Source organism: Vibrio sp. R15-SG3-ISO1A, assembly GCF_059833955.1.
This window is the reverse complement of record NZ_JCBDGH010000062.1, coordinates 1-19,404: the sequence shown is the minus strand read 5'-3', so window position 1 is coordinate 19,404 and position 19,404 is coordinate 1. Positions and strand designations below refer to the sequence as shown.

The window sequence follows — 19,404 nt, the reverse complement described above, 5'->3', positions numbered from 1 at the left end:
CGATCGCCAAAGATTGGTTGTTAGAACAGGGCTCATTGTCACGTTTATTGGAATCGTATTGCCAAACCTTAAGTGTCGATTTGCTGCACAACCGCATTGTGTCCTCGGAACGTTTGAATGCCCAAGAGATTGCCTTATTGAGCCACGAAGCGTGTTTGTTACGTAAAGTGGTATTGAAAGGCGATGAGACCGCTTGGGTGCTAGGGCGAACCTTAATTCCTCAATCCTCACTGCAAGAGCAGCATGTTGATTTGACCGCGCAAGGCGAGATCCCACTTGGACTGACCGTCTTTAGCGCCGACAACGTCAAGCGTGACGCACTGCAAGTTGGCTGGGCACAGGTCGAGGGAGGCCGTTTATTGGCGCGCCGCTCCCGATTGTGGATGAACCATAAACCCATGCTGGTTGCCGAGCTATTTCTGCCTACCGCCCCGATTTACACTAAGGAGAGTGTGCAATGAGCGCTTCAAAAGCCATCGCCTATTGGCAACTGATGCGAATGGACAAACCGATAGGGACGCTCCTGCTGCTTTGGCCGACACTATGGGCGTTGATCATTGCCGGGCAAGGGCGCCCTGATCCTATGGTGCTGATTGTCTTTGTTCTGGGCGTTATCTTTATGCGCGCCGCAGGGTGCGTGATTAATGACTTTGCAGACCGTCGTGTTGATGGCCATGTTAAGCGCACGCAGCAGCGTCCGTTACCGTCCGGGCGCGTGTCGGCGAAAGAAGCGGTCGGTCTGTTTCTTATCTTGGCCGTGGCCTCATTTCTATTAGTGCTGACCATGAATCCGCTCACCATCCAACTGTCGTTTGTTGGGCTGTTTTTGGCGTTCATCTATCCATTTATGAAGCGCTACACCCATCTACCTCAGCTGTTTCTTGGCTTAGCGTTCAGTTGGTCAATTCCAATGGCTTGGGCTGCGCAGGCGAATACCTTGCCGATGATGGCGTGGTTTATTTTTGCCATTAACGCGCTGTGGACGATTGCTTATGACACGCAATACGCCATGGTTGATCGCGACGATGACTTGAAGATAGGCATTAAGTCGACTGCGATTCTCTTTGGTCGCCGTGATAAAACCATCATTGGCGCGCTGCAACTGACCACGCTCGCGATGCTGATTTATGTGGGTGTCTACTATGCGCTTGGCGCGAGCTATTACTGGAGCTTACTGGTGGTTGGAGCGCTGTTTGTTTTTCAGCAGCATTTGATTCGTCATCGTGAGCGAGACTTGTGCTTTCGCGCCTTCCTCAATAACAACTATGTGGGGTTGAGTGTCGCGATAGGACTGGCTATCGCGTTTTGGTAACCGTTTCGTCACCCTCTTGTTTCGAGAGCTAAGGGTCTCTAGATAAGAGGGGAGAGATAAGACAAAGGGCACGAACATCGTGCCCTTTGTGGTTTATCGCGTCGAATCCACCGACTGATAAATGCTTTCTTGAATGGTCAAACGCACTTCAGGGTAGAGCATCGAGTAGAGCAGTGATGCGTAGGCTTGGCTCTTGTCTAAATCGCAGTTGCCTTCCACATCGAGGTAGCCTTGCTGCTTGAGCGTCGTGAATAACGCCGCAAACACACCTTTATCGAAGAACTCAGGTGCGTTAATGCCATGCAGTCGACCAAGGCGCTGTGCAATGTCTTGGCTCTGCTGCTCCAAATCGCTCTTGCCTAGTTCTGGGTTGGCCACCAACAAGTTGAGCGCAATTGCGTAGCGCTGCAATGTCTCGCTGATGGTGCGACCAAGCAGGACCAGCACTTGGCTGTTGGCTTGGTTGATGGAGACCTGCTCTTTGTGGTCGATGTTCACAAGGCCTTGGCGCGCAATTTCTTCGATGTAGGACTCGGTGAGTTCATCGAGTCGAGACTCCTCAATACTCAAAAACAGCTCTTGCTTTAAGAACGGGTACACTAAGGCAACGTTTTGTTTGATCTGCTCTAGGCTCATCGCTTGGTGACGCACCAACATTTGCGCAATCAATGAAGGCAAGGCGAGCAGATGGATGATGTTGTTGCGGTAGTAGGTCATCAAAATCGATTGGTTGCGATCGAGTGACACAATCTCGCCCATCGAGTCGGTTTCTAGCACAAACTTATCCAACGTTTCAGCGTGTTGCACTAACGCTTCTGCGCTCTCTGTCGGTACCGTGTAGGTCGATGAGTAAGGCACATTGCGCAAAATCGAGAGATAACAATCGATTTGGCTGACGAGATTATCGCGCGATAACGCTCGCTGCCTTGATGCAAGCAGCGCCGTGGCACACAAGGTCAGTGCATTGGTCGCGGCCGCATCGTTAATGTGGGTCATCATTTTGGTCGCTAGTGTATTAACCACTGGGTTGAGCCACTGTGGTCTAGATGCACCCATCGGATCGATATCTTTCGTCCACTCCGGTGCCTGCTCATTGAGGAACTGGTTGAGTGGGATCGGCTCACCAAAGTTGACGTAGCCTTGTCCGAAGTTACGCAGTTTACGGATGGTGCGCAGCACTAAGCTCGCGTTTTCCTTCTCTTTGCGCTTGCCGCGCAGTTCTTTAGCGTACGTCCCCACTTCCATCACGTGCTCGTAGCCGATGTAGACAGGCACAAGTGTCACCGGACGATTGAGTCCACGTAGCATCGCTTGGATGGTCATCGCAAGCATACCGGTTTTGGCTTGCAGCAAACGTCCGGTGCGCGAACGCCCGCCCTCAGAGAAGTATTCAACCGAGTAGCCTTTGGCAAACAGTTCAGCAAGGTACTCGCGGAAAATCGTCGAGTAAAGTTTGTTGCCTTTAAAACTGCGGCGAATAAAGAAGGCGCCGCCGCGACGGAATATCGGTCCGGCGGGGAAAAAGTTCAGGTTGATACCAGCCGCGATGTGCGGCGGTACCATGCCCTCGTGATATAACACGTAAGAGAGCAATAGGTAATCCATATGGCTACGATGGCATGGCACGTAGACAATCTCGTGGCCATCTTGAGCGAGCTTGCGCACCGCTGCGGCATTGTTGATGTTCAAGCCTTGATAGATTCGGTTCCACAGCCAGCCCAAAATGCGATCGCCGCTTTTGACCAAGGAGTAAGAAAAGTCAGCTGCGATTTCATCCATAATGTCATGCGCCGCTTTGCGCGCTTTTTCAATGGAAATATCTTTGGCTTTCGCTTCATCCTCAATCGCTTTCTCAATCGCTTTGGATTTGAGTAAGCGTTGAAATAGTGCTTGGCGACTCGGTAAGTTTGGCCCAGAGGCGGCCAGTTTCTGACGCGAGAAATGAATGCGCGCCACACGAGCGAGTTTGTGTGCAATGGACGAATCGGTCCCATGCGCATCCGCCATATAGCGTAGAGAGACCACAGGGCTGATGCGTACTAAACAATCTCGACCAGAAAACAACACCGCTTTGGCTTTTTGTGGGCCGTTTAGCGACTGCAAATAAGGCTTGTGTGAAGACTCTCGTCCTGGTTTTCGTCCCCACAGCACGGTGGCAGGGATCATCTGAACGTCCAGTTCGCTATCGAATTTGTGCAGCTCGAGCAGCTCAGAAAATAGAGCCACGGATTCGCGAGGCACATCATCGTCTCGGCTCACCACCGTATTGCGCGCCGAGGTGAATACGTAGCGATGGAAACATTTGCCGTTGATTTCGAGCGGCGTTAACGGATCCGGCAAGCCAAGTCTTTGCGTCTGCTTTTGCAGGGCGAGCAAGTCAACACTTGAGCGGTATGGCAATGCGTAGATAATCGGTTTGTCGACATCGATATTGTGATCAGCAATCGGATCGGAAGGAATCGCCGTTCCTTTGACTAAGACTGACAGTGGCAGCTTTAACAAAGATCGCGAGAAAGAGTGTCCAGAAGACATAAAGGTTCTTAGCCTCAAAAATCAAAAGTATGCCAAAGCGCATTTCCACTTCTGTCACGGCCGTTGGGTGTGAGCGTTTGACGCCTCTCACCGAGCCTCCTGAGAAGTGGAAATAAGCCCAAGCGGGTTTTCAGCTGGCAAGGATAGCAGAAACTGGTCAAACCTTTTAACGATAATTGAGCATGAAAGCATCAATGTGAGGTAAATAGCTTAAGCCTGACCAGAAAATAAAATCCGTCATTAGCCCTTTCCTTTTTCTCAATACTGGATATACTCACAGTTAACTGTATAAAAAGACAGGTGACTTATGAAGCCCTTAACGCCGCGCCAACAACAAGTTTTTGACCTCATCAAAAGTAAAATTGATGAGACCGGAATGCCGCCAACCCGCGCTGAAATTGCCCGTGAGCTCGGTTTTCGCTCTGCCAATGCAGCGGAAGAGCACTTGAAAGCGCTCGCACGTAAGCAAGTGATTGAAATTATTCCCGGTGCCTCAAGAGGTATTCGTGTGTTGTTGAACGATGCCGCTAATGACGACGAAGGGCTGCCACTGATTGGCCAAGTCGCTGCGGGCGAACCTATCTTGGCTCAGGAACATGTTGAGGCACACTACCAAGTGGACCCGAGTATGTTTAAGCCACAGGCTGACTTCCTACTGCGCGTTCACGGCGAGAGTATGAAAGACATCGGCATTATGGATGGCGATCTACTGGCGGTGCATAAGACACAAGACGTTCGTGATGGCCAAGTGATTGTCGCGCGTGTCGATGATGACGTGACGGTAAAGCGTTTGGAACGTAAAGGGTCAACGGTACTGCTTCACGCTGAAAATGAAGAATTTTCGCCAATCAAGGTCGATTTAACCAGCCAAAGCCTGGCGATTGAAGGCCTAGCGGTTGGCATCATTCGCAATACCGACTGGATGTAACTCGACGTCGAGTCCTCTGAGTCAGTCTTGCCTTTGAGAGCAACATCAAGATGCGTTCGCTCGCGCTTGATGTTGCAATTGATATTCATTATCATCTTTTCATTCGCGATAGAGAGATAATGAGCATGGCTTCCCGGCACCACAACGCGCATTCGCGCTATCAAATCCCCGCCAATCTTTTGCAGCCCTTGTGGCTTCGCAGTCGTGAAAGCCTTGTCGATAATGGCTTGGTTTACGATCCTATCGCTGCTAACGCGTGCCGACATTGTGAGTTAGCGCCAGAGTGTTTATCGGGCGATATTCCTCAAAAACAGCTGCTCCATGCGACCATTACACAGCTGTGTGACCAGCAAGTGAAACACTTTATCCAACATAACCCAGACGGCTGGATCATCAATGTCGGCGCTGGGCTGGATACTCGGTTCTACCGAGTGGACAATGGCCGTTGCCATTGGCTTGAACTGGATGTCACCGAAAATCTGTTGTGGCGGCAAAAGCTGTTTCATCGCAGTGAGCGCTACCACCATTTATGCGGCAGTGTTACCGATTTGAGTTGGATGTCGTCTCTACCTATCGAGGAAAAATCGCCAGTGATGATTGTGTGCGAATGTGCACTGCTTGATGGCAATGAACGACAAATTGCCCGCTTCATTCAAGCCATGGGGTGTCACTTTGACAGTGCCAGAGCGTGCTTGGTGTTGGCCGGAGACCTAACCCCCACTGCATTGGGGCAGAAAATGGGTTCATCACATTACGCGCATGGTTATAAGTCGGCCGATGAGACGGTTAGACGCATACTGCCTTGGGCAAGTTCAGTGAAACTCTTTTCGCCTTTAGATCAGCACTGTCATCGTTGGAAGCTGTGGCAGCGATGGCTGAGAAAAATTCATCGCCTCAAGCATCGTTTAACGCCCGTGGTGGTTCAGCTGCGCTGGTGATAGGGGTACACTGGACACATCGTCCTTAAGTGAATTCCACCCGTGCAGATCCTTGATACTCTTTCCAATCTCTCTCTTCACAAAAAAGTCTTGTGGCTCGCCATTCCTATGGTGCTGTCCAACATCACTGTGCCTCTGTTGGGGCTGGTAGATGCCGCGGTTATTGGTCATTTAGAACATGCGTGGTATTTAGGCGGTGTCGCGCTAGGTACCACCATGATCAGTGTGACTTTCTGGTTGCTCGGGTTTCTGCGCATGGCCACCACAGGTTTAGCGGCCCAAGCGTATGGCGGGAAGTCAGGGCATGGGTTGGCGCTTGTGTTGACGCAAGGGCTCGCGATGGCGTGGCTTTTTGCGCTGCTGTTTCTCATCGTGCATGCTTCAGTGGCCGATATCGTGTTTCAGTTCAGTGAGGCCAGCGAGCAAGTCAAATTTTATGGTGAACAATACTTTTCCATCCGTGTTTGGAGCGCGCCTGCGGCGTTAGCCAATTTTGTGCTGCTTGGCTGGCTGCTTGGAACACAAAACGCAAAAGCGCCCATGTGGATGGTGGTGATCACCAACGCGACCAATATTGCACTCGATCTGCTGTTTGTGATCGGGTTGGAGTGGCAAGTCGAAGGGGCGGCTTGGGCGTCGGTATTGGCCGATTACACCGGTATGAGTTTTGGTTTTTTCTGCGTATGGCGAACATGGCACCAGCAGAACCTACCGCCTATTGGTGATGTGTTGCGTGCCACCACCCGTGGGCTAAGCCGTTTTATCAGACTGAATCGAGATATCTTCCTTCGCTCGCTCTGCCTACAAGCGGTGTTTACCTTTATGACCTTTCAAGGCGCAAACTATGGCGATGAGATTGTCGCGGCGAATGCCGTCTTGATGAGTTTCTTGATGATGATCTCGTACGCAATGGATGGCTTTGCCTATGCAATGGAGGCAATGGTCGGTAAGGCCATCGGCGCAAAAGATCGTCATCAACTGACGCAGTCATTGCTGGGCACCTTTTTCTGGAGTCTGATCATTTGCTCCGTACTGACGTTGGTGTTTGCCCAACTGGGAGCGCCCTTGATCGCAATGATCACGGATATTGAGTCCGTCCAGCAGCAAGCGCTGCACTTTCTTCCTTGGCTGGTAGCCATGCCGTTGGTTTCTATGTGGTGTTTTCTACTCGACGGTATTTTTGTCGGCGCGACGAAAGGAAGAGAAATGAGAAACAGCATGTTTGTCGCCACCTGTGGGTTCTTCATTCTATTCTGGCTGTTTGAGGCGTTGCAAAACCACGCGCTTTGGTTATCGATGCTCTGTTTTATGGCCGCGCGAGGCATGGCATTAGGGTGGATTTTGTATCGCCAGTGGCGAGCGGGCGCGTTCTTTCCTGAGTCGATTTGAGGGCATGGCTGCAAAGAAAAAACACGGCGCCAAGCAGAGCCTGATGCCGTGTCGAATGAGATGAAAGTCGCGAGTAAGGGTTAAAACAAGCGATTCAAACCATTGAGGGCGGCGACGCGGTAGGCCTCCGCCATGGTTGGGTAGTTAAAGGTGGTATTGACGAAATACTCGATGGTATTCGCTTCGCCTTTTTGTTCCATGATGGCTTGCCCGATATGGATGATCTCAGCCGCTCGCTCACCAAAACAGTGAATGCCTAAAATCTCTTTAGTTTCACGGTGGAAAAGGATCTTCAAACTGCCAATATCTTTGCCTGCAATCTGGGCGCGAGCCAAATGTTTGAACGACGAGCGTCCAACCTCATACGGGACTTTCGCCGCTGTCAGTTCTTGTTCAGTTTTCCCCACAGAGCTGATTTCAGGGATGGTGTAAATGCCGGTTGGGATATCATCAATCAAGTAGCCATCCGCTTGACCTTTGGTAATGGCCTGCGCCACAAATCGGCCTTGGTCATACGCCGCACTGGCCAAACTTGGATAGCCAATCACATCACCGACCGCATAGATGTGCTCAACTGGCGTGCGGTAGTTGGTGTCCACTTTCAACTGACCGCGCGAGTCGGCTTCAAGCCCTACCGCGCTTAAGTTGAGCTTGTCGGTATTGCCGGTGCGGCCGTTGGCGTAGAGCAAACAGTCGGCGCGCATTTTCTTACCCGATTGGAGGTGGACGATCACGCCGTCTTCAGTGCCCTCGATCTTCTCGTAGGTTTCATCGTTGCGAATCACCACGCCGCTATTCCAGAAGTGGTAGGAGAGTGCGTCAGACACTTCGTTGTCCAAAAAGGACAGCAAGCGATCACGTGTATTGATGAGATCGGTTTTCACCCCAAGCCCACGGAAGATAGAGGCGTATTCACAGCCGATCACGCCTGCGCCGTAGATGATGATGTGGCGCGGGTCGTGTTTCAGGCTCAAAATAGAATCGCTGTCGTAAATACGCTCGTGGAGGAAATCGACATCCGCCGGTTGGTAGGGGCGTGAGCCAGTCGCAATCACAAATCTGTCGGCGCTGTAGGTCTCTTCGGTGCCATCGCTTTGCATCACCGCGATGGTGTATTTATCCACAAATCGCGCCGTACCAAAAATCAACGAGCATTGGTTGCGATCATAAAATCCCTGGCGCAATCGAGTTTGTTTGTCGATGACCGACTTAGCATGACCAAGAATGTTGGAAAAGGTCGAGTGTAAGCTGCTGTTATTGTGGCAAAACAGCGGGTTGTTGTTGAATTCAATGATTCGGCTCACCGCGTGACGCAGCGCTTTGGAGGGGATGGTGCCCCAGTGTGTACACCCGCCACCGACACTGCTCTCTTTCTCTACTATCGCGACGTTGAGCCCCGCTTTGGTCAATCCCATAGCCGCCCCTTCACCACCAGGGCCACTACCTATTACGATCACATCAAAGTGGTTGCTCTGAGCCATAGTTTTATCCTTGTTATAGAGTGTTAACATTGCTGTAGCGAGATTTTAACTGATTCCAAGAGGCAAAGAAAAAAAAGCGACTGAGAGAGTCGATGAGATCACGAGAATAGAGTGCGTGAAGTGAATCTTCGGCCTGGCGCACAGGATAGGCGGGCAAGTGAGAGGGAATTTTGCCTTCAATTAAGTGGGCGTGTTTTAATAGCGATTCTTCACTAAACAACGAATTGAGGTTATCTCCGTAAGCCAATCGTTGTATATTGACTGGCATTGAGGTTAAACACAGATACCAACGATGAAATCCATGGGAATACGCGCACAACAAAAAGAGAAAACTCGTCGCTCATTGATTGATGCGGCCTTCAGTCAATTAAGTGCTGATCGCAGTTTCTCGAACCTGAGCTTGCGAGAAGTGGCACGAGAGGCCGGGATTGCACCGACCTCTTTTTATCGCCACTTCAAAGACATGGATGAGTTGGGATTGACCATGGTCGATGAAGGCGGCTTGTTGCTGCGTCAATTGATGCGCCAAGCTCGGCAGAGAATCGTCAAAGAAGGCAGTGTGATTCGCACCTCGGTCGAGACGTTTATGGAGTTTATCGCAAGTAGCCCCAACGTGTTTCGTTTGCTACTGCGTGAGCGCTCCGGAACGTCTTTTGAGTTTCGTACTGCGGTTGCCCGAGAGATGCAACACTTCTGCGCCGAATTGACCGAGTATTTAATCAGCTCAGGCATGTCTCGTGAAGAGGCATTTACCCAGGCACAAGCGTCCGTGACGCTAGTATTTAGCTCTGGGGCCGAAGCGTTAGATCTAGACAGACGTGAGCGCGATGAACTGGCCGAGCGTCTGATAATGCAGTTGCGAATGATAGCCAAAGGGGCTTATTGGTATCGCAAAGAACGTGAACGTAACCGATTAAAAGGTGGGATAAACTAATGTCGAACGAAACAAACCCAGTCGATCGTGGTTCTGAAAAGAAAACCCTCATTTTGGCATTAATCGCAGGTATGTGCGGTGATGCCATGTTGTCTTGGTTGACGATGAGTGAGGTCGCTTTCTCTATCTTTCCATTGATCGCTTTGGTGCTCTCCTTACAGGCCTTATACCAAGAGTATCTCCGTCATCCGGTATCTGAGGATATTCCTCTTGTCGGGCTCGCGTGCTTTTTCGTCGGTGCGTTTGGTCACTCCGCATTTGTGAAAGCGCAATACCCAGAGGCCGGTTCAAACTTCTTTTCGATCATCGTCTCACTCTTGTTGCTGCTGTGGATCGGTAAAAAGCTCGGCTACATTGGCGCCGAGCGATAAGTCCGCGACCACACATTCCTAAACAACAAACGAGCCCTGCGGCTCGTTTGTTGTTTAAGGGGCTAGTCTTTTTTCTCAAGCATCACACCCGCTTCCATATGGTGGGTGTAAGGGAATTGGTCAAACAGGGCGAATCGAGTGATCTTGTGCGTTTGCGATAACACGTCCAAATTCTCTTTGAGCGTATCAGGGTTGCATGAGATGTAGACGATGCGTTGATAGTTTTGCACCATCTTACAGGTATCGATATCCATGCCTGAGCGAGGCGGATCGACAAAAATGGTGTTGCAGTTATAGCTGCTTAAATCCACATTGGCGTCTTTTAAGCGGCGGAATTCTCGTTTGCCTTCGATCGCTTGAGTAAACTCCTCGGCTGACAATCTGAGGATCTGTACGTTGTCTATGTTGTTAGCGGCGATGTTGTACTGCGCAGACTCAACGGAAGGTTTGGCGAGTTCGGTCGCTAACACACGGTCGAAGTTTTGTGCCAGTGCCAGTGAAAAGTTGCCGTTACCGCAGTAGAGCTCAAGCAGATCGCCTTGGCTCTCTTGGGTGCAGTCGACGGCCCATTCCAGCATTTTTTCTGCCACTTTACCGTTAGGCTGCGTAAAGCTGTTTTCGACCTGCTGGTAAACGTAAGGCTGGCCGTTCACATCCAGTTTTTCTACCACATAATCTCTATCGAGCACGATCTTCATTTTACGCGCACGGCCAATCAGGTTGAGGTTGAACCCTTCGTCATTTAAGCGTTGCTTTAGCGCTTTTGCTTCCACTGTCCAGGCATCATCGAGCTGACGATGGTATAGCAGCGAGACCAAGATTTCGCCGCTCAGCGTCGAGAGAAAATCGACTTGAAAGAGCTTGCGGCGCAGTGTGTCGTTATCTTTCATTGCTTCGAGAAGCAGTGGCATTAAGTCATTGATAAGACGACTGGCCGCCGGAAACTGATCGACGCGGTACTTTTCACGAGTCTCTTGGTTAAACATGATGTAATAGAGATCATCCCCTTCGTGCCACACGCGAAATTCGGCGCGCATGCGATAGTGCTGCTCTGGAGATTTGAACACTTCCAACTCAGGCGCCTCGTAACTGGAAAACATCTCGGTCAAACGAGAGATTTTGTCATCGAGTTGCTGCGGGTAGTGCTGCGGGTTTACATCAAGAGTCGCCATGAATAGTACCTTTGGGGTGATTGCCTGGGTGGTGTTTGCCATTTAAGAGCGCAGATTTTATTCAATCCCCGTCTGATGTCCAGTCTTGGTCGCGAAACGGGCGTAATGCGCACTGTAAAACTATAGCTTATAGCCATCTATCACTAGACAAACACCGTCAGGCTCAATACTATGCCTTCAAGCTGGTGCTATCTAGATGTATAGATGGCTGAAAAGGGAATCTGGTGCAAATCCAGAACTGACGCGCAGCGGTAAAAGAGAACGACCCCTCAACACGACACTGCACCACGGGAGGTGTGGGAAGTCGAGGCAGTAGGCCAACAGCTCTTAAGTCCGAATACCTGCCAGCAGCTGAGTTCCATCAACGGCATCCGCCAGAACTCAGTAGGATTTACGCGATTTAGGAACAATATAATGAACAAATCTATTCTAGCGATAGCAGTGGCATCGCTACTTCCTGCTACCTCGAGTTTGGCCCAAGAAGTTGCGGCTGATGAAACCATGGTGGTGACGGCGAATCGTTTTGAGCAAAACACAAAGAGCGTTGTAGCTCAGATCGAAGTCGTAACTCGTGACGACATTGAACGCATTCAAGCAAAGTCTTTGACTGATGTATTTAAGAGGTTGACTGGGGTTCAGGTAACGCAAAATGGTGGCCGTGGACAGCAAGCTTCAATTTTTGTTCGCGGAGCAAACTCAGATCAAGTCCTTGTGCTCATTGATGGTGTGCGTTTTGCCCGAGCTGCGAAAGGTGGTGTGGATTTTAGCCAAGTACCGATCAATTATGTTGAGCGGGTCGAGTACGTTCGAGGGGCGAGAGCTTCAATGTATGGCTCTGAGGCGATTGGTGGGGTCATCAACATTATTACACACGCCAAGTCTAACAAAGAAACGACGAAACTCACCGCCGGGTTAGGTAGTCTTGACTACCAAGAGTTAAACTTGGTATCTGGATTTAAAGTAGGTAAAAATGGGCATGTAAACCTGTCCGTCGGTTACGATTCCGATCAAGGATATAATGTTCATCCAATCTCTGGCGTTAACGATAATGATCGTCATGGTTTTGAATCTCGAAATGCCATAATCGGCTATGTTCACGACATTGATCAGCAATGGAAGGGGTATGCGAACATCCGATTGTTCGAAAACTTTTCACAGTATGATGGTAGTTACTTAGATTATATAAGTAATACCTATGTTTATTCGTTAAAGGAGTCGGAAGTACAGAATGTTGCGTTGGTAGGTGGTATCGATTATTCAGGAGCACAACTCAATTCCCACTTCTTGGTTAACTATCAAAATCAAGATAATTGGGATTATGAAAAGAGTGAAGGTAAGCACTCTTCGTCAGTTTCATCCGATGAATTGGAACAGACTAACCTTCAGTGGACTTCATCTTACGTTTTCAGTTCATCGTTAGTATTTAGTGGTGGTATTGACTGGCGAAACGAAGCTTACATTGTTAAGCCAGCCAATACTGAATATGATCGAACCAATGTAGCTTATTTCGTTGCGCTTAATGCAGATTATGAGAAAGCTTTTGGAGAACTGAGTGTTCGCCTAGATGACAACGAACAGTTTGGGACAGAATCAACATATAACACTGGTGCTGGCTATCGTTTTTCTGAGTGGTTGGTTGTTAAAGCATCCTATGGCACATCATTTAAAGCGCCAAACTTGTATCAATTATATAGTTATTATGGCAACGAAACGCTTGAAGCTGAGAAGGCGGAGTCTTTTGAGCTAACATTTAGCGGTGTAGTAAGTGACGTGAATTGGTCCATTACGGGCTATGACACTAATGTTGATAGCTTGATCGACTATAACTTTAGCACAAGCAAATACTACAATTCTCCTGGAGAAAGCCAGTTGAGAGGACTAGAGCTTGTGGCAGAGTTTGAGACTAGCTTTATATCTCACCAATTGAGTGCGGACTTTAAAAATCCTGAAGATCAAGAAGGTGAGCAGCTTATTCGTAGAGCAAAAGAAACTTATAAATACAACGCTGTTGCCGGTTTTGAGCAATTTGACCTATCGCTTGGCTACCAATATGTGGGTAAGCGACCTGATTTTTCTGAGGAGCTAGCTGCCTACAGTCTGTTTGACGTTTCTGTTAACTATTATGCGAATGACCATTTAACTCTTAATGGTAGGGTAGAGAATGTGACGGACGAGAAATACGAAACAGCCGGAGGGTATCCTGCACCAGAACGTGCTTATTACCTTACTGCAACTTACCAATTCTAATCGTAAAGCCGCCTTCGGGCGGCTTTTTATACTGATAAACAAATTATATGAAAAAAAACGTCATCGTCAGTTGGTCTTCTGGAAAAGATTCAACCCTCACACTTGAGCGACTTATCGACAGTAGCCAATACCAAGTCATTGGCCTCTATACGACCTATGTCAAAGACGAAGTCCCTTTTCAAGCGACGCCGCTGTCTGTCGTCCGTATGCAAGCACAATTGCTCGGTTTGCCGCTGATTGAGATTGCTTTGCCAGAGGTGTTCCCAAGTAACGAGATCTATCAGCAAAGCATCGTCGACGGCTTACGCAAGAGTGGGTTAGAAATAGACTCTGTCGCATTCGGCGATATGTTTTGCAATGGTATCGCCGACTATCGGCGAAGCTATATTGAATCTGCGGGATGGGAGTGTGTCTTCCCTCTCCTTGGAGAGAGCAGTCAAGCGTTGGCCAAAGAGATCATCGACAGAGGGATACAAACCTTAGTGGTCACAACGGATGCCGAGCAACTTATCCCGGACTACTGCGGCCTTTGGTACAACTCAGCGTTCCTACAATCACTACCCGCGAAGGTTGATCCGTGCGGAGAAAATGGTGAATTTCATACATTGGTGACACAAACAAGAAGCTACCAAGGCGAGATAGTGCTGGCTTTGACGCACCAAGAGCACGGAAAGCGCTTCTCATATCAACGTTATCAAGCCTCGATATTGCCAATCGATGCAGAGCGAGTATGATCAGCGCATCTTATAGTGTGGAAGTCGCCTGTGTTCTCTCAGCCAAATGTTCTAATTTTTGATTCCGGTGTTGGTGGGCTTTCTGTCTATCAAGAAATCGAGGCGATCCTACCCCAATTCAACTACTACTACGTTTTTGATAACGAAGCGTACCCTTACGGTGAGCTAGAGCACAGGGTGTTGATCGATCGCGTAAAGCAAATCGTGTCGCAATGCGTCGAGCGGTTTCGCATCGATCTAGTGGTGATTGCATGCAATACGGCGAGCACCATTGTGCTCCCTACACTTCGTGCCCAGCATACTATTCCTATCGTTGGCGTTGTGCCGGCGATTAAGCCGGCGTCAAACATGGCCAATAAAGCCGTCGGGTTGATTGCGACGCCAGCGACGGTGACGCGAGAATATACCCATGACCTCATTCGCAACTTTTCTCAGAGTAAACCTGTCGAAATGCTAGGCTCGACAAGGCTGGTGGATATGGCTGAAGAAAAGCTACGTGGGCAAGCAGTAGTACTGGAAGAGTTAGAGGAAGTGCTGCTGCCGATCAAAGGTCACATTGATGTTGCCGTACTAGGCTGTACCCACTTTCCGCTCATCAAAGATGAGATCCAACAGGTGCTCGGTGATGGCGTAATCCTAGTGGACTCCGGTCAAGCTATTGCGAGACGCGTAAAACAGCTGCTGGGTCATGAATTAGAAGCGAGTGAGAAGGGCAAGCGGGAGATTTACTCCAGCGCTCCCCCTTGGCAGGAAGAAGCGCTGAACAGAAAACTGCAGAACTTAGGGTTTACTCCTGTTCAGAGTTCTCCGATTGAGATTTTGGATCGTTAGCAATCCTCACCTTTAAGGTACGCTGAAGATAGTCTTTATCATTCAGCGCATCGATTGCAGTTTGCGCATCGTTGGTGGCCATTACCACAAAACCGAAGCCACGACGCTTTCCTGTCCTTTTATCCTTCATTAATCGAACGGCAAACACCTCACCATGTTGAGCAAACAACTCTTTGACGTGAGATTCGTTTGCTTTGTATGGAAGGTTACCAACATATAAGGTCTTGGTGGATGGATCGCTGACTGGTTCTGGCTCTGAATCGGTATTCGAAAATTTAAAAACAAAAGCGCAAGCAAAAACACCGATAACAAAAGTCAACGCAGAAGATAGCTCTTTTCCTTGTGATTCAATAAAGAGAAAGAGCATGCCACCCAATACCGCCAAGGCTACCATTAGAATGGTTGATTTATTTGAACTCATATTGGAATACAACTTTTTGGTTGAGAATAAGAAAATCTATTATTAACAAAATAGATACAGGCATATTACGTATAAGGTTATTGTTTTTCCAACCTATTGATGTGACGTGTCTCAAATGTTGAAATTTTATTCTATTTCCATTGGTTTGATTTAATTTTGAGCAAACAGAAAATAAATTGAAAATAGTGCTTGTCTTCCTTTCAGACCTCCCTATAATGCCGCCTCACCGACACGGAGTGAGACGAAAGTCACAAACCAAATCGGGTTCAGAAAAATTAAGCGAATAAAAAAGCTTGACTCTGAAAGCGGGAAGCGTAAGATACGCACCCCTAGCAGCGAGACGCAAAGCGACATCGCACTAGACGCTCTTTAACAATATAAACCTATCAATCTGTGTGGGCACTCGTTGATGATAATCCAAATAGTTTCTTCGGAAACAATTTAGGTTTCAATGAACTGAGTGACCATTTGAATGACTTTCCTTGTTAAAGGATGGACATTCGAGCACAGTCAATTCAAGTTTTCTAGGAACTAGCTTCTAGTCACTAGGAACTTATCAGTATTCATTGAGCCGAACAAAACTTTAAATTGAAGAGTTTGATCATGGCTCAGATTGAACGCTGGCGGCAGGCCTAACACATGCAAGTCGAGCGGAAACGACTTAACTGAACCTTCGGGGAACGTTAAGGGCGTCGAGCGGCGGACGGGTGAGTAATGCCTGGGAAATTGCCCTGATGTGGGGGATAACCATTGGAAACGATGGCTAATACCGCATAATAGCTTCGGCTCAAAGAGGGGGACCTTCGGGCCTCTCGCGTCAGGATATGCCCAGGTGGGATTAGCTAGTTGGTGAGGTAAGGGCTCACCAAGGCGACGATCCCTAGCTGGTCTGAGAGGATGATCAGCCACACTGGAACTGAGACACGGTCCAGACTCCTACGGGAGGCAGCAGTGGGGAATATTGCACAATGGGCGCAAGCCTGATGCAGCCATGCCGCGTGTATGAAGAAGGCCTTCGGGTTGTAAAGTACTTTCAGCAGTGAGGAAGGCAGGTACGTTAATAGCGTGCTTGTTTGACGTTAGCTGCAGAAGAAGCACCGGCTAACTCCGTGCCAGCAGCCGCGGTAATACGGAGGGTGCGAGCGTTAATCGGAATTACTGGGCGTAAAGCGCATGCAGGTGGTTTGTTAAGTCAGATGTGAAAGCCCGGGGCTCAACCTCGGAATTGCATTTGAAACTGGCAGACTAGAGTACTGTAGAGGGGGGTAGAATTTCAGGTGTAGCGGTGAAATGCGTAGAGATCTGAAGGAATACCAGTGGCGAAGGCGGCCCCCTGGACAGATACTGACACTCAGATGCGAAAGCGTGGGGAGCAAACAGGATTAGATACCCTGGTAGTCCACGCCGTAAACGATGTCTACTTGGAGGTTGTGGCCTTGAGCCGTGGCTTTCGGAGCTAACGCGTTAAGTAGACCGCCTGGGGAGTACGGTCGCAAGATTAAAACTCAAATGAATTGACGGGGGCCCGCACAAGCGGTGGAGCATGTGGTTTAATTCGATGCAACGCGAAGAACCTTACCTACTCTTGACATCTACAGAACTTAGCAGAGATGCTTTGGTGCCTTCGGGAACTGTAAGACAGGTGCTGCATGGCTGTCGTCAGCTCGTGTTGTGAAATGTTGGGTTAAGTCCCGCAACGAGCGCAACCCTTATCCTTGTTTGCCAGCACTTCGGGTGGGAACTCCAGGGAGACTGCCGGTGATAAACCGGAGGAAGGTGGGGACGACGTCAAGTCATCATGGCCCTTACGAGTAGGGCTACACACGTGCTACAATGGCGCATACAGAGGGCGGCGAACTTGCGAGAGTAAGCGAATCCCAAAAAGTGCGTCGTAGTCCGGATTGGAGTCTGCAACTCGACTCCATGAAGTCGGAATCGCTAGTAATCGTGGATCAGAATGCCACGGTGAATACGTTCCCGGGCCTTGTACACACCGCCCGTCACACCATGGGAGTGGGCTGCAAAAGAAGTGGGTAGTTTAACCTTCGGGAGGACGCTCACCACTTTGTGGTTCATGACTGGGGTGAAGTCGTAACAAGGTAGCGCTAGGGGAACCTGGCGCTGGATCACCTCCTTATACGATGATTATCGTTATGAGTGTCCACACAGATTGATGGTTTATACAGTTTAAGAGATAGAAGATATCCCAATATCTTCAACTTAGTGTCCCGTTCGTCTAGAGGCCTAGGACACCGCCCTTTCACGGCGGTAACAGGGGTTCGACTCCCCTACGGGATACCATCTTTAAGCGCACTTCTTTTAATAAGAAAGACGATAGTGCTTTTAAACATGGTTACTTCTTTGAAGTGATTTGCTCTTTAACAATTTGGAAAGCTGACAAAACAACAATTTATTGTTGTTTGTAAAGTTCTCAAAGTATTCATGTCTATGAATACACAAAAACACATTCAAGTGTTCTTGGGAATAAGTTATCTAGGAACTAGACACTAGTCTCTAGGCACTTATTCATATTTGAGTCCGGCAAAATCGAGTCTGCATCATGTTTAAATAATTGCAGATAGCAACTTTGGTTGTTTGACCGTAAGACCCTTTGGGGTTGTATGGTTAAGTGACTAAGCGTACACGGTGGATGCCTTGGCAGTCAGAGGCGATGAAGGACGTATTAACTTGCGATAAGCCCAGATTAGGTAGTAAAAACCACTTGAGTCTGGGATTTCCGAATGGGGAAACCCACCTGCATAAGCAGGTATCGTTATGTGAATACATAGCATAACGAGGCGAACCGGGGGAACTGAAACATCTAAGTACCCCGAGGAAAAGAAATCAACCGAGATTCCGAAAGTAGCGGCGAGCGAAATTGGACTAGCCCTTAAGCTTTATATGCGTTAGACGAACGGTCTGGAAAGTCCGGCAATAAAGGGTGATAGCCCCGTAGTTGACAACGCACATTCAGTGAAATCGAGTAGGGCGGGACACGTGATATCCTGTCTGAATATGGGGGGACCATCCTCCAAGGCTAAATACTACTGACTGACCGATAGTGAACCAGTACCGTGAGGGAAAGGCGAAAAGAACCCCTGTGAGGGGAGTGAAATAGAACCTGAAACCGTGTACGTACAAGCAGTAGGAGCGGACTTTGTTCCGTGACTGCGTACCTTTTGTATAATGGGTCAGCGACTTATATTCAGTGGCAAGGTTAACCATCTAGGGGAGCCGTAGGGAAACCGAGTCTTAACTGGGCGCTCAGTCTCTGGATATAGACCCGAAACCAGGTGATCTAGCCATGGGCAGGTTGAAGGTTGAGTAACATCAACTGGAGGACCGAACCGACTAATGTTGAAAAATTAGCGGATGACTTGTGGCTAGGGGTGAAAGGCCAATCAAACCTGGAGATAGCTGGTTCTCCCCGAAAGCTATTTAGGTAGCGCCTCGGACGAATACTACTGGGGGTAGAGCACTGTTAAGGCTAGGGGGTCATCCCGACTTACCAACCCTTTGCAAACTCCGAATACCAGTAAGTACTATCCGGGAGACACACGGCGGGTGCTAACGTCCGTCGTGGAGAGGGAAACAACCCAGACCGCCAGCTAAGGTCCCAAATTATAGCTAAGTGGGAAACGATGTGGGAAGGCTTAGACAGCTAGGATGTTGGCTTAGAAGCAGCCATCATTTAAAGAAAGCGTAATAGCTCACTAGTCGAGTCGGCCTGCGCGGAAGATGTAACGGGGCTAAGCTATAAACCGAAGCTGCGGCAATACAGTTTACTGTATTGGGTAGGGGAGCGTTCTGTAAGCCGTTGAAGGTGTGTTGTAAAGCATGCTGGAGGTATCAGAAGTGCGAATGCTGACATGAGTAACGATAAAGGGGGTGAAAAACCTCCTCGCCGGAAGACCAAGGGTTCCTGTCCAACGTTAATCGGGGCAGGGTAAGTCGACCCCTAAGGCGAGGCCGAAAGGCGTAGTCGATGGGAAACGGGTTAATATTCCCGTACTTCATACTTATTGCGATGGGGGGACGGAGAAGGCTAGGTGGGCCTGGCGACGGTTGTCCAGGTTCAAGTGCGTAGGCTTAAGAGTTAGGTAAATCCGGCTCT

General features: G+C 49.0%; 14 protein-coding genes, 1 tRNA gene, 2 rRNA genes and 1 riboswitch. Of the genes, 13 read left to right on the top strand and 4 right to left on the bottom strand.

The features are described from left to right. A partial coding sequence (locus AC6R0L_RS09440; RefSeq protein ID WP_500628958.1) for a chorismate lyase occupies positions 1–461 on the top strand: 461 nt, incomplete at its 5' end. Continuing rightward, positions 458–1,312, top strand: coding sequence for a 4-hydroxybenzoate octaprenyltransferase (gene ubiA, locus AC6R0L_RS09435; RefSeq protein WP_487902842.1), 855 nt, complete (start codon positions 458–460; stop codon positions 1,310–1,312). The genes AC6R0L_RS09440 and ubiA, both read left to right, overlap by 4 nt. Positions 1,313–1,405: 93 nt before the next feature. On the opposite strand, the gene plsB is transcribed toward ubiA, so the two are convergent. Then, positions 1,406–3,844, bottom strand: a complete 2,439-nt coding sequence (gene plsB / locus AC6R0L_RS09430) for a glycerol-3-phosphate 1-O-acyltransferase PlsB (protein WP_487902843.1) — start codon at positions 3,842–3,844, stop codon at positions 1,406–1,408. 307 nt (positions 3,845–4,151) lie between these two features. Here plsB and lexA point away from each other — a divergent pair, with 307 nt between their 5' ends. The 3 genes from lexA (at position 4,152) to dinF (ending at position 7,099) form a co-directional block, all read left to right on the top strand. Continuing rightward, a complete protein-coding gene (gene lexA, locus AC6R0L_RS09425; protein WP_334555583.1) occupies positions 4,152–4,772 on the top strand; it encodes a transcriptional repressor LexA in 621 nt (206 codons plus the stop codon). Positions 4,773–4,897: 125 nt separating this feature from the next. Beyond that, positions 4,898–5,710, top strand: a complete 813-nt coding sequence (locus AC6R0L_RS09420; RefSeq protein WP_500628959.1) for a class I SAM-dependent methyltransferase — start codon at positions 4,898–4,900, stop codon at positions 5,708–5,710. Between the two features lie 42 nt (positions 5,711–5,752). Further along, positions 5,753–7,099, top strand: a complete 1,347-nt coding sequence (dinF, locus tag AC6R0L_RS09415; protein WP_500628957.1) for an MATE family efflux transporter DinF — start codon at positions 5,753–5,755, stop codon at positions 7,097–7,099. Positions 7,100–7,179: 80 nt separating this feature from the next. Here the strand turns inward: dinF and sthA are convergent, their stop codons facing one another. Further along, positions 7,180–8,580 carry a Si-specific NAD(P)(+) transhydrogenase gene (gene sthA, locus AC6R0L_RS09410; RefSeq protein ID WP_334555581.1) on the bottom strand — a complete coding sequence of 467 codons (1,401 nt, stop codon included), beginning with the start codon at positions 8,578–8,580 and terminating at the stop codon, positions 7,180–7,182. A gap of 292 nt (positions 8,581–8,872) precedes the next feature. On the opposite strand from sthA, the gene fabR reads away from it, so the two are divergent. Further along, positions 8,873–9,514, top strand: a complete 642-nt coding sequence (fabR, locus tag AC6R0L_RS09405; RefSeq protein ID WP_334555580.1) for an HTH-type transcriptional repressor FabR — start codon at positions 8,873–8,875, stop codon at positions 9,512–9,514. Continuing rightward, complete coding sequence (locus AC6R0L_RS09400; RefSeq protein WP_334555579.1) at positions 9,514–9,885, top strand: YijD family membrane protein; 372 nt, start codon at positions 9,514–9,516, stop codon at positions 9,883–9,885. The genes fabR and AC6R0L_RS09400 overlap by 1 nt, the downstream gene beginning before the upstream one ends. A gap of 62 nt (positions 9,886–9,947) precedes the next feature. Here the strand turns inward: AC6R0L_RS09400 and trmA are convergent, their stop codons facing one another. Beyond that, positions 9,948–11,057 (bottom strand): tRNA (uridine(54)-C5)-methyltransferase TrmA, encoded by a 1,110-nt coding sequence (trmA, locus tag AC6R0L_RS09395; protein ID WP_500628956.1) that lies wholly within the window; start codon positions 11,055–11,057, stop codon positions 9,948–9,950. Positions 11,058–11,223: 166 nt separating this feature from the next. After that, positions 11,224–11,420, top strand: a riboswitch (cobalamin riboswitch). 51 nt (positions 11,421–11,471) lie between these two features. Between trmA and btuB the strand changes: the two genes are divergently transcribed. From btuB to murI, 3 genes are read left to right on the top strand one after another with little or no spacing between them, the layout of a single operon-like run. After that, positions 11,472–13,304 carry a TonB-dependent vitamin B12 receptor gene (gene btuB / locus AC6R0L_RS09390; protein ID WP_500628955.1) on the top strand — a complete coding sequence of 611 codons (1,833 nt, stop codon included), beginning with the start codon at positions 11,472–11,474 and terminating at the stop codon, positions 13,302–13,304. 47 nt (positions 13,305–13,351) lie between these two features. After that, positions 13,352–14,038 carry a Dph6-related ATP pyrophosphatase gene (locus AC6R0L_RS09385; protein WP_500628954.1) on the top strand — a complete coding sequence of 229 codons (687 nt, stop codon included), beginning with the start codon at positions 13,352–13,354 and terminating at the stop codon, positions 14,036–14,038. Positions 14,039–14,068: 30 nt separating this feature from the next. Further along, positions 14,069–14,869 carry a glutamate racemase gene (gene murI, locus AC6R0L_RS09380; RefSeq protein WP_500628953.1) on the top strand — a complete coding sequence of 267 codons (801 nt, stop codon included), beginning with the start codon at positions 14,069–14,071 and terminating at the stop codon, positions 14,867–14,869. On the opposite strand, the gene AC6R0L_RS09375 is transcribed toward murI, so the two are convergent. Beyond that, entirely contained in the window at positions 14,826–15,290 is a 465-nt protein-coding gene (locus AC6R0L_RS09375) for an RNA recognition motif domain-containing protein (RefSeq protein ID WP_334555558.1), read from the bottom strand. The genes murI and AC6R0L_RS09375 overlap by 44 nt on opposite strands. 585 nt (positions 15,291–15,875) lie before the next feature. Here AC6R0L_RS09375 and AC6R0L_RS09370 point away from each other — a divergent pair. The 3 genes from AC6R0L_RS09370 to AC6R0L_RS09360 form a co-directional block, all read left to right on the top strand. Beyond that, positions 15,876–17,427, top strand: a 16S ribosomal RNA gene (locus AC6R0L_RS09370). Positions 17,428–17,515: 88 nt separating this feature from the next. Then, a tRNA-Glu gene (locus AC6R0L_RS09365) sits at positions 17,516–17,591 on the top strand. A gap of 322 nt (positions 17,592–17,913) precedes the next feature. Then, a 23S ribosomal RNA gene (locus tag AC6R0L_RS09360) occupies positions 17,914–19,404 on the top strand; the annotation flags it as partial.

What these genes read in the sequence shown, in the direction of transcription:
- plsB (WP_487902843.1), bottom strand. Translation starts at nt 3,844, where the DNA reads ATGTCTTCTGGACACTCTTTCTCGCGATCTTTGTTAAAGCTGCCACTG.
- AC6R0L_RS09385 (WP_500628954.1), top strand. Translation starts at nt 13,352, where the DNA reads ATGAAAAAAAACGTCATCGTCAGTTGGTCTTCTGGAAAAGATTCAACC.
- AC6R0L_RS09420 (WP_500628959.1), top strand. Translation starts at nt 4,898, where the DNA reads ATGGCTTCCCGGCACCACAACGCGCATTCGCGCTATCAAATCCCCGCC.
- AC6R0L_RS09375 (WP_334555558.1), bottom strand. Translation starts at nt 15,290, where the DNA reads ATGAGTTCAAATAAATCAACCATTCTAATGGTAGCCTTGGCGGTATTG.
- AC6R0L_RS09400 (WP_334555579.1), top strand. Translation starts at nt 9,514, where the DNA reads ATGTCGAACGAAACAAACCCAGTCGATCGTGGTTCTGAAAAGAAAACC.
- sthA (WP_334555581.1), bottom strand. Translation starts at nt 8,580, where the DNA reads ATGGCTCAGAGCAACCACTTTGATGTGATCGTAATAGGTAGTGGCCCT.
- btuB (WP_500628955.1), top strand. Translation starts at nt 11,472, where the DNA reads ATGAACAAATCTATTCTAGCGATAGCAGTGGCATCGCTACTTCCTGCT.
- ubiA (WP_487902842.1), top strand. Translation starts at nt 458, where the DNA reads ATGAGCGCTTCAAAAGCCATCGCCTATTGGCAACTGATGCGAATGGAC.
- fabR (WP_334555580.1), top strand. Translation starts at nt 8,873, where the DNA reads ATGAAATCCATGGGAATACGCGCACAACAAAAAGAGAAAACTCGTCGC.
- lexA (WP_334555583.1), top strand. Translation starts at nt 4,152, where the DNA reads ATGAAGCCCTTAACGCCGCGCCAACAACAAGTTTTTGACCTCATCAAA.
- trmA (WP_500628956.1), bottom strand. Translation starts at nt 11,057, where the DNA reads ATGGCGACTCTTGATGTAAACCCGCAGCACTACCCGCAGCAACTCGAT.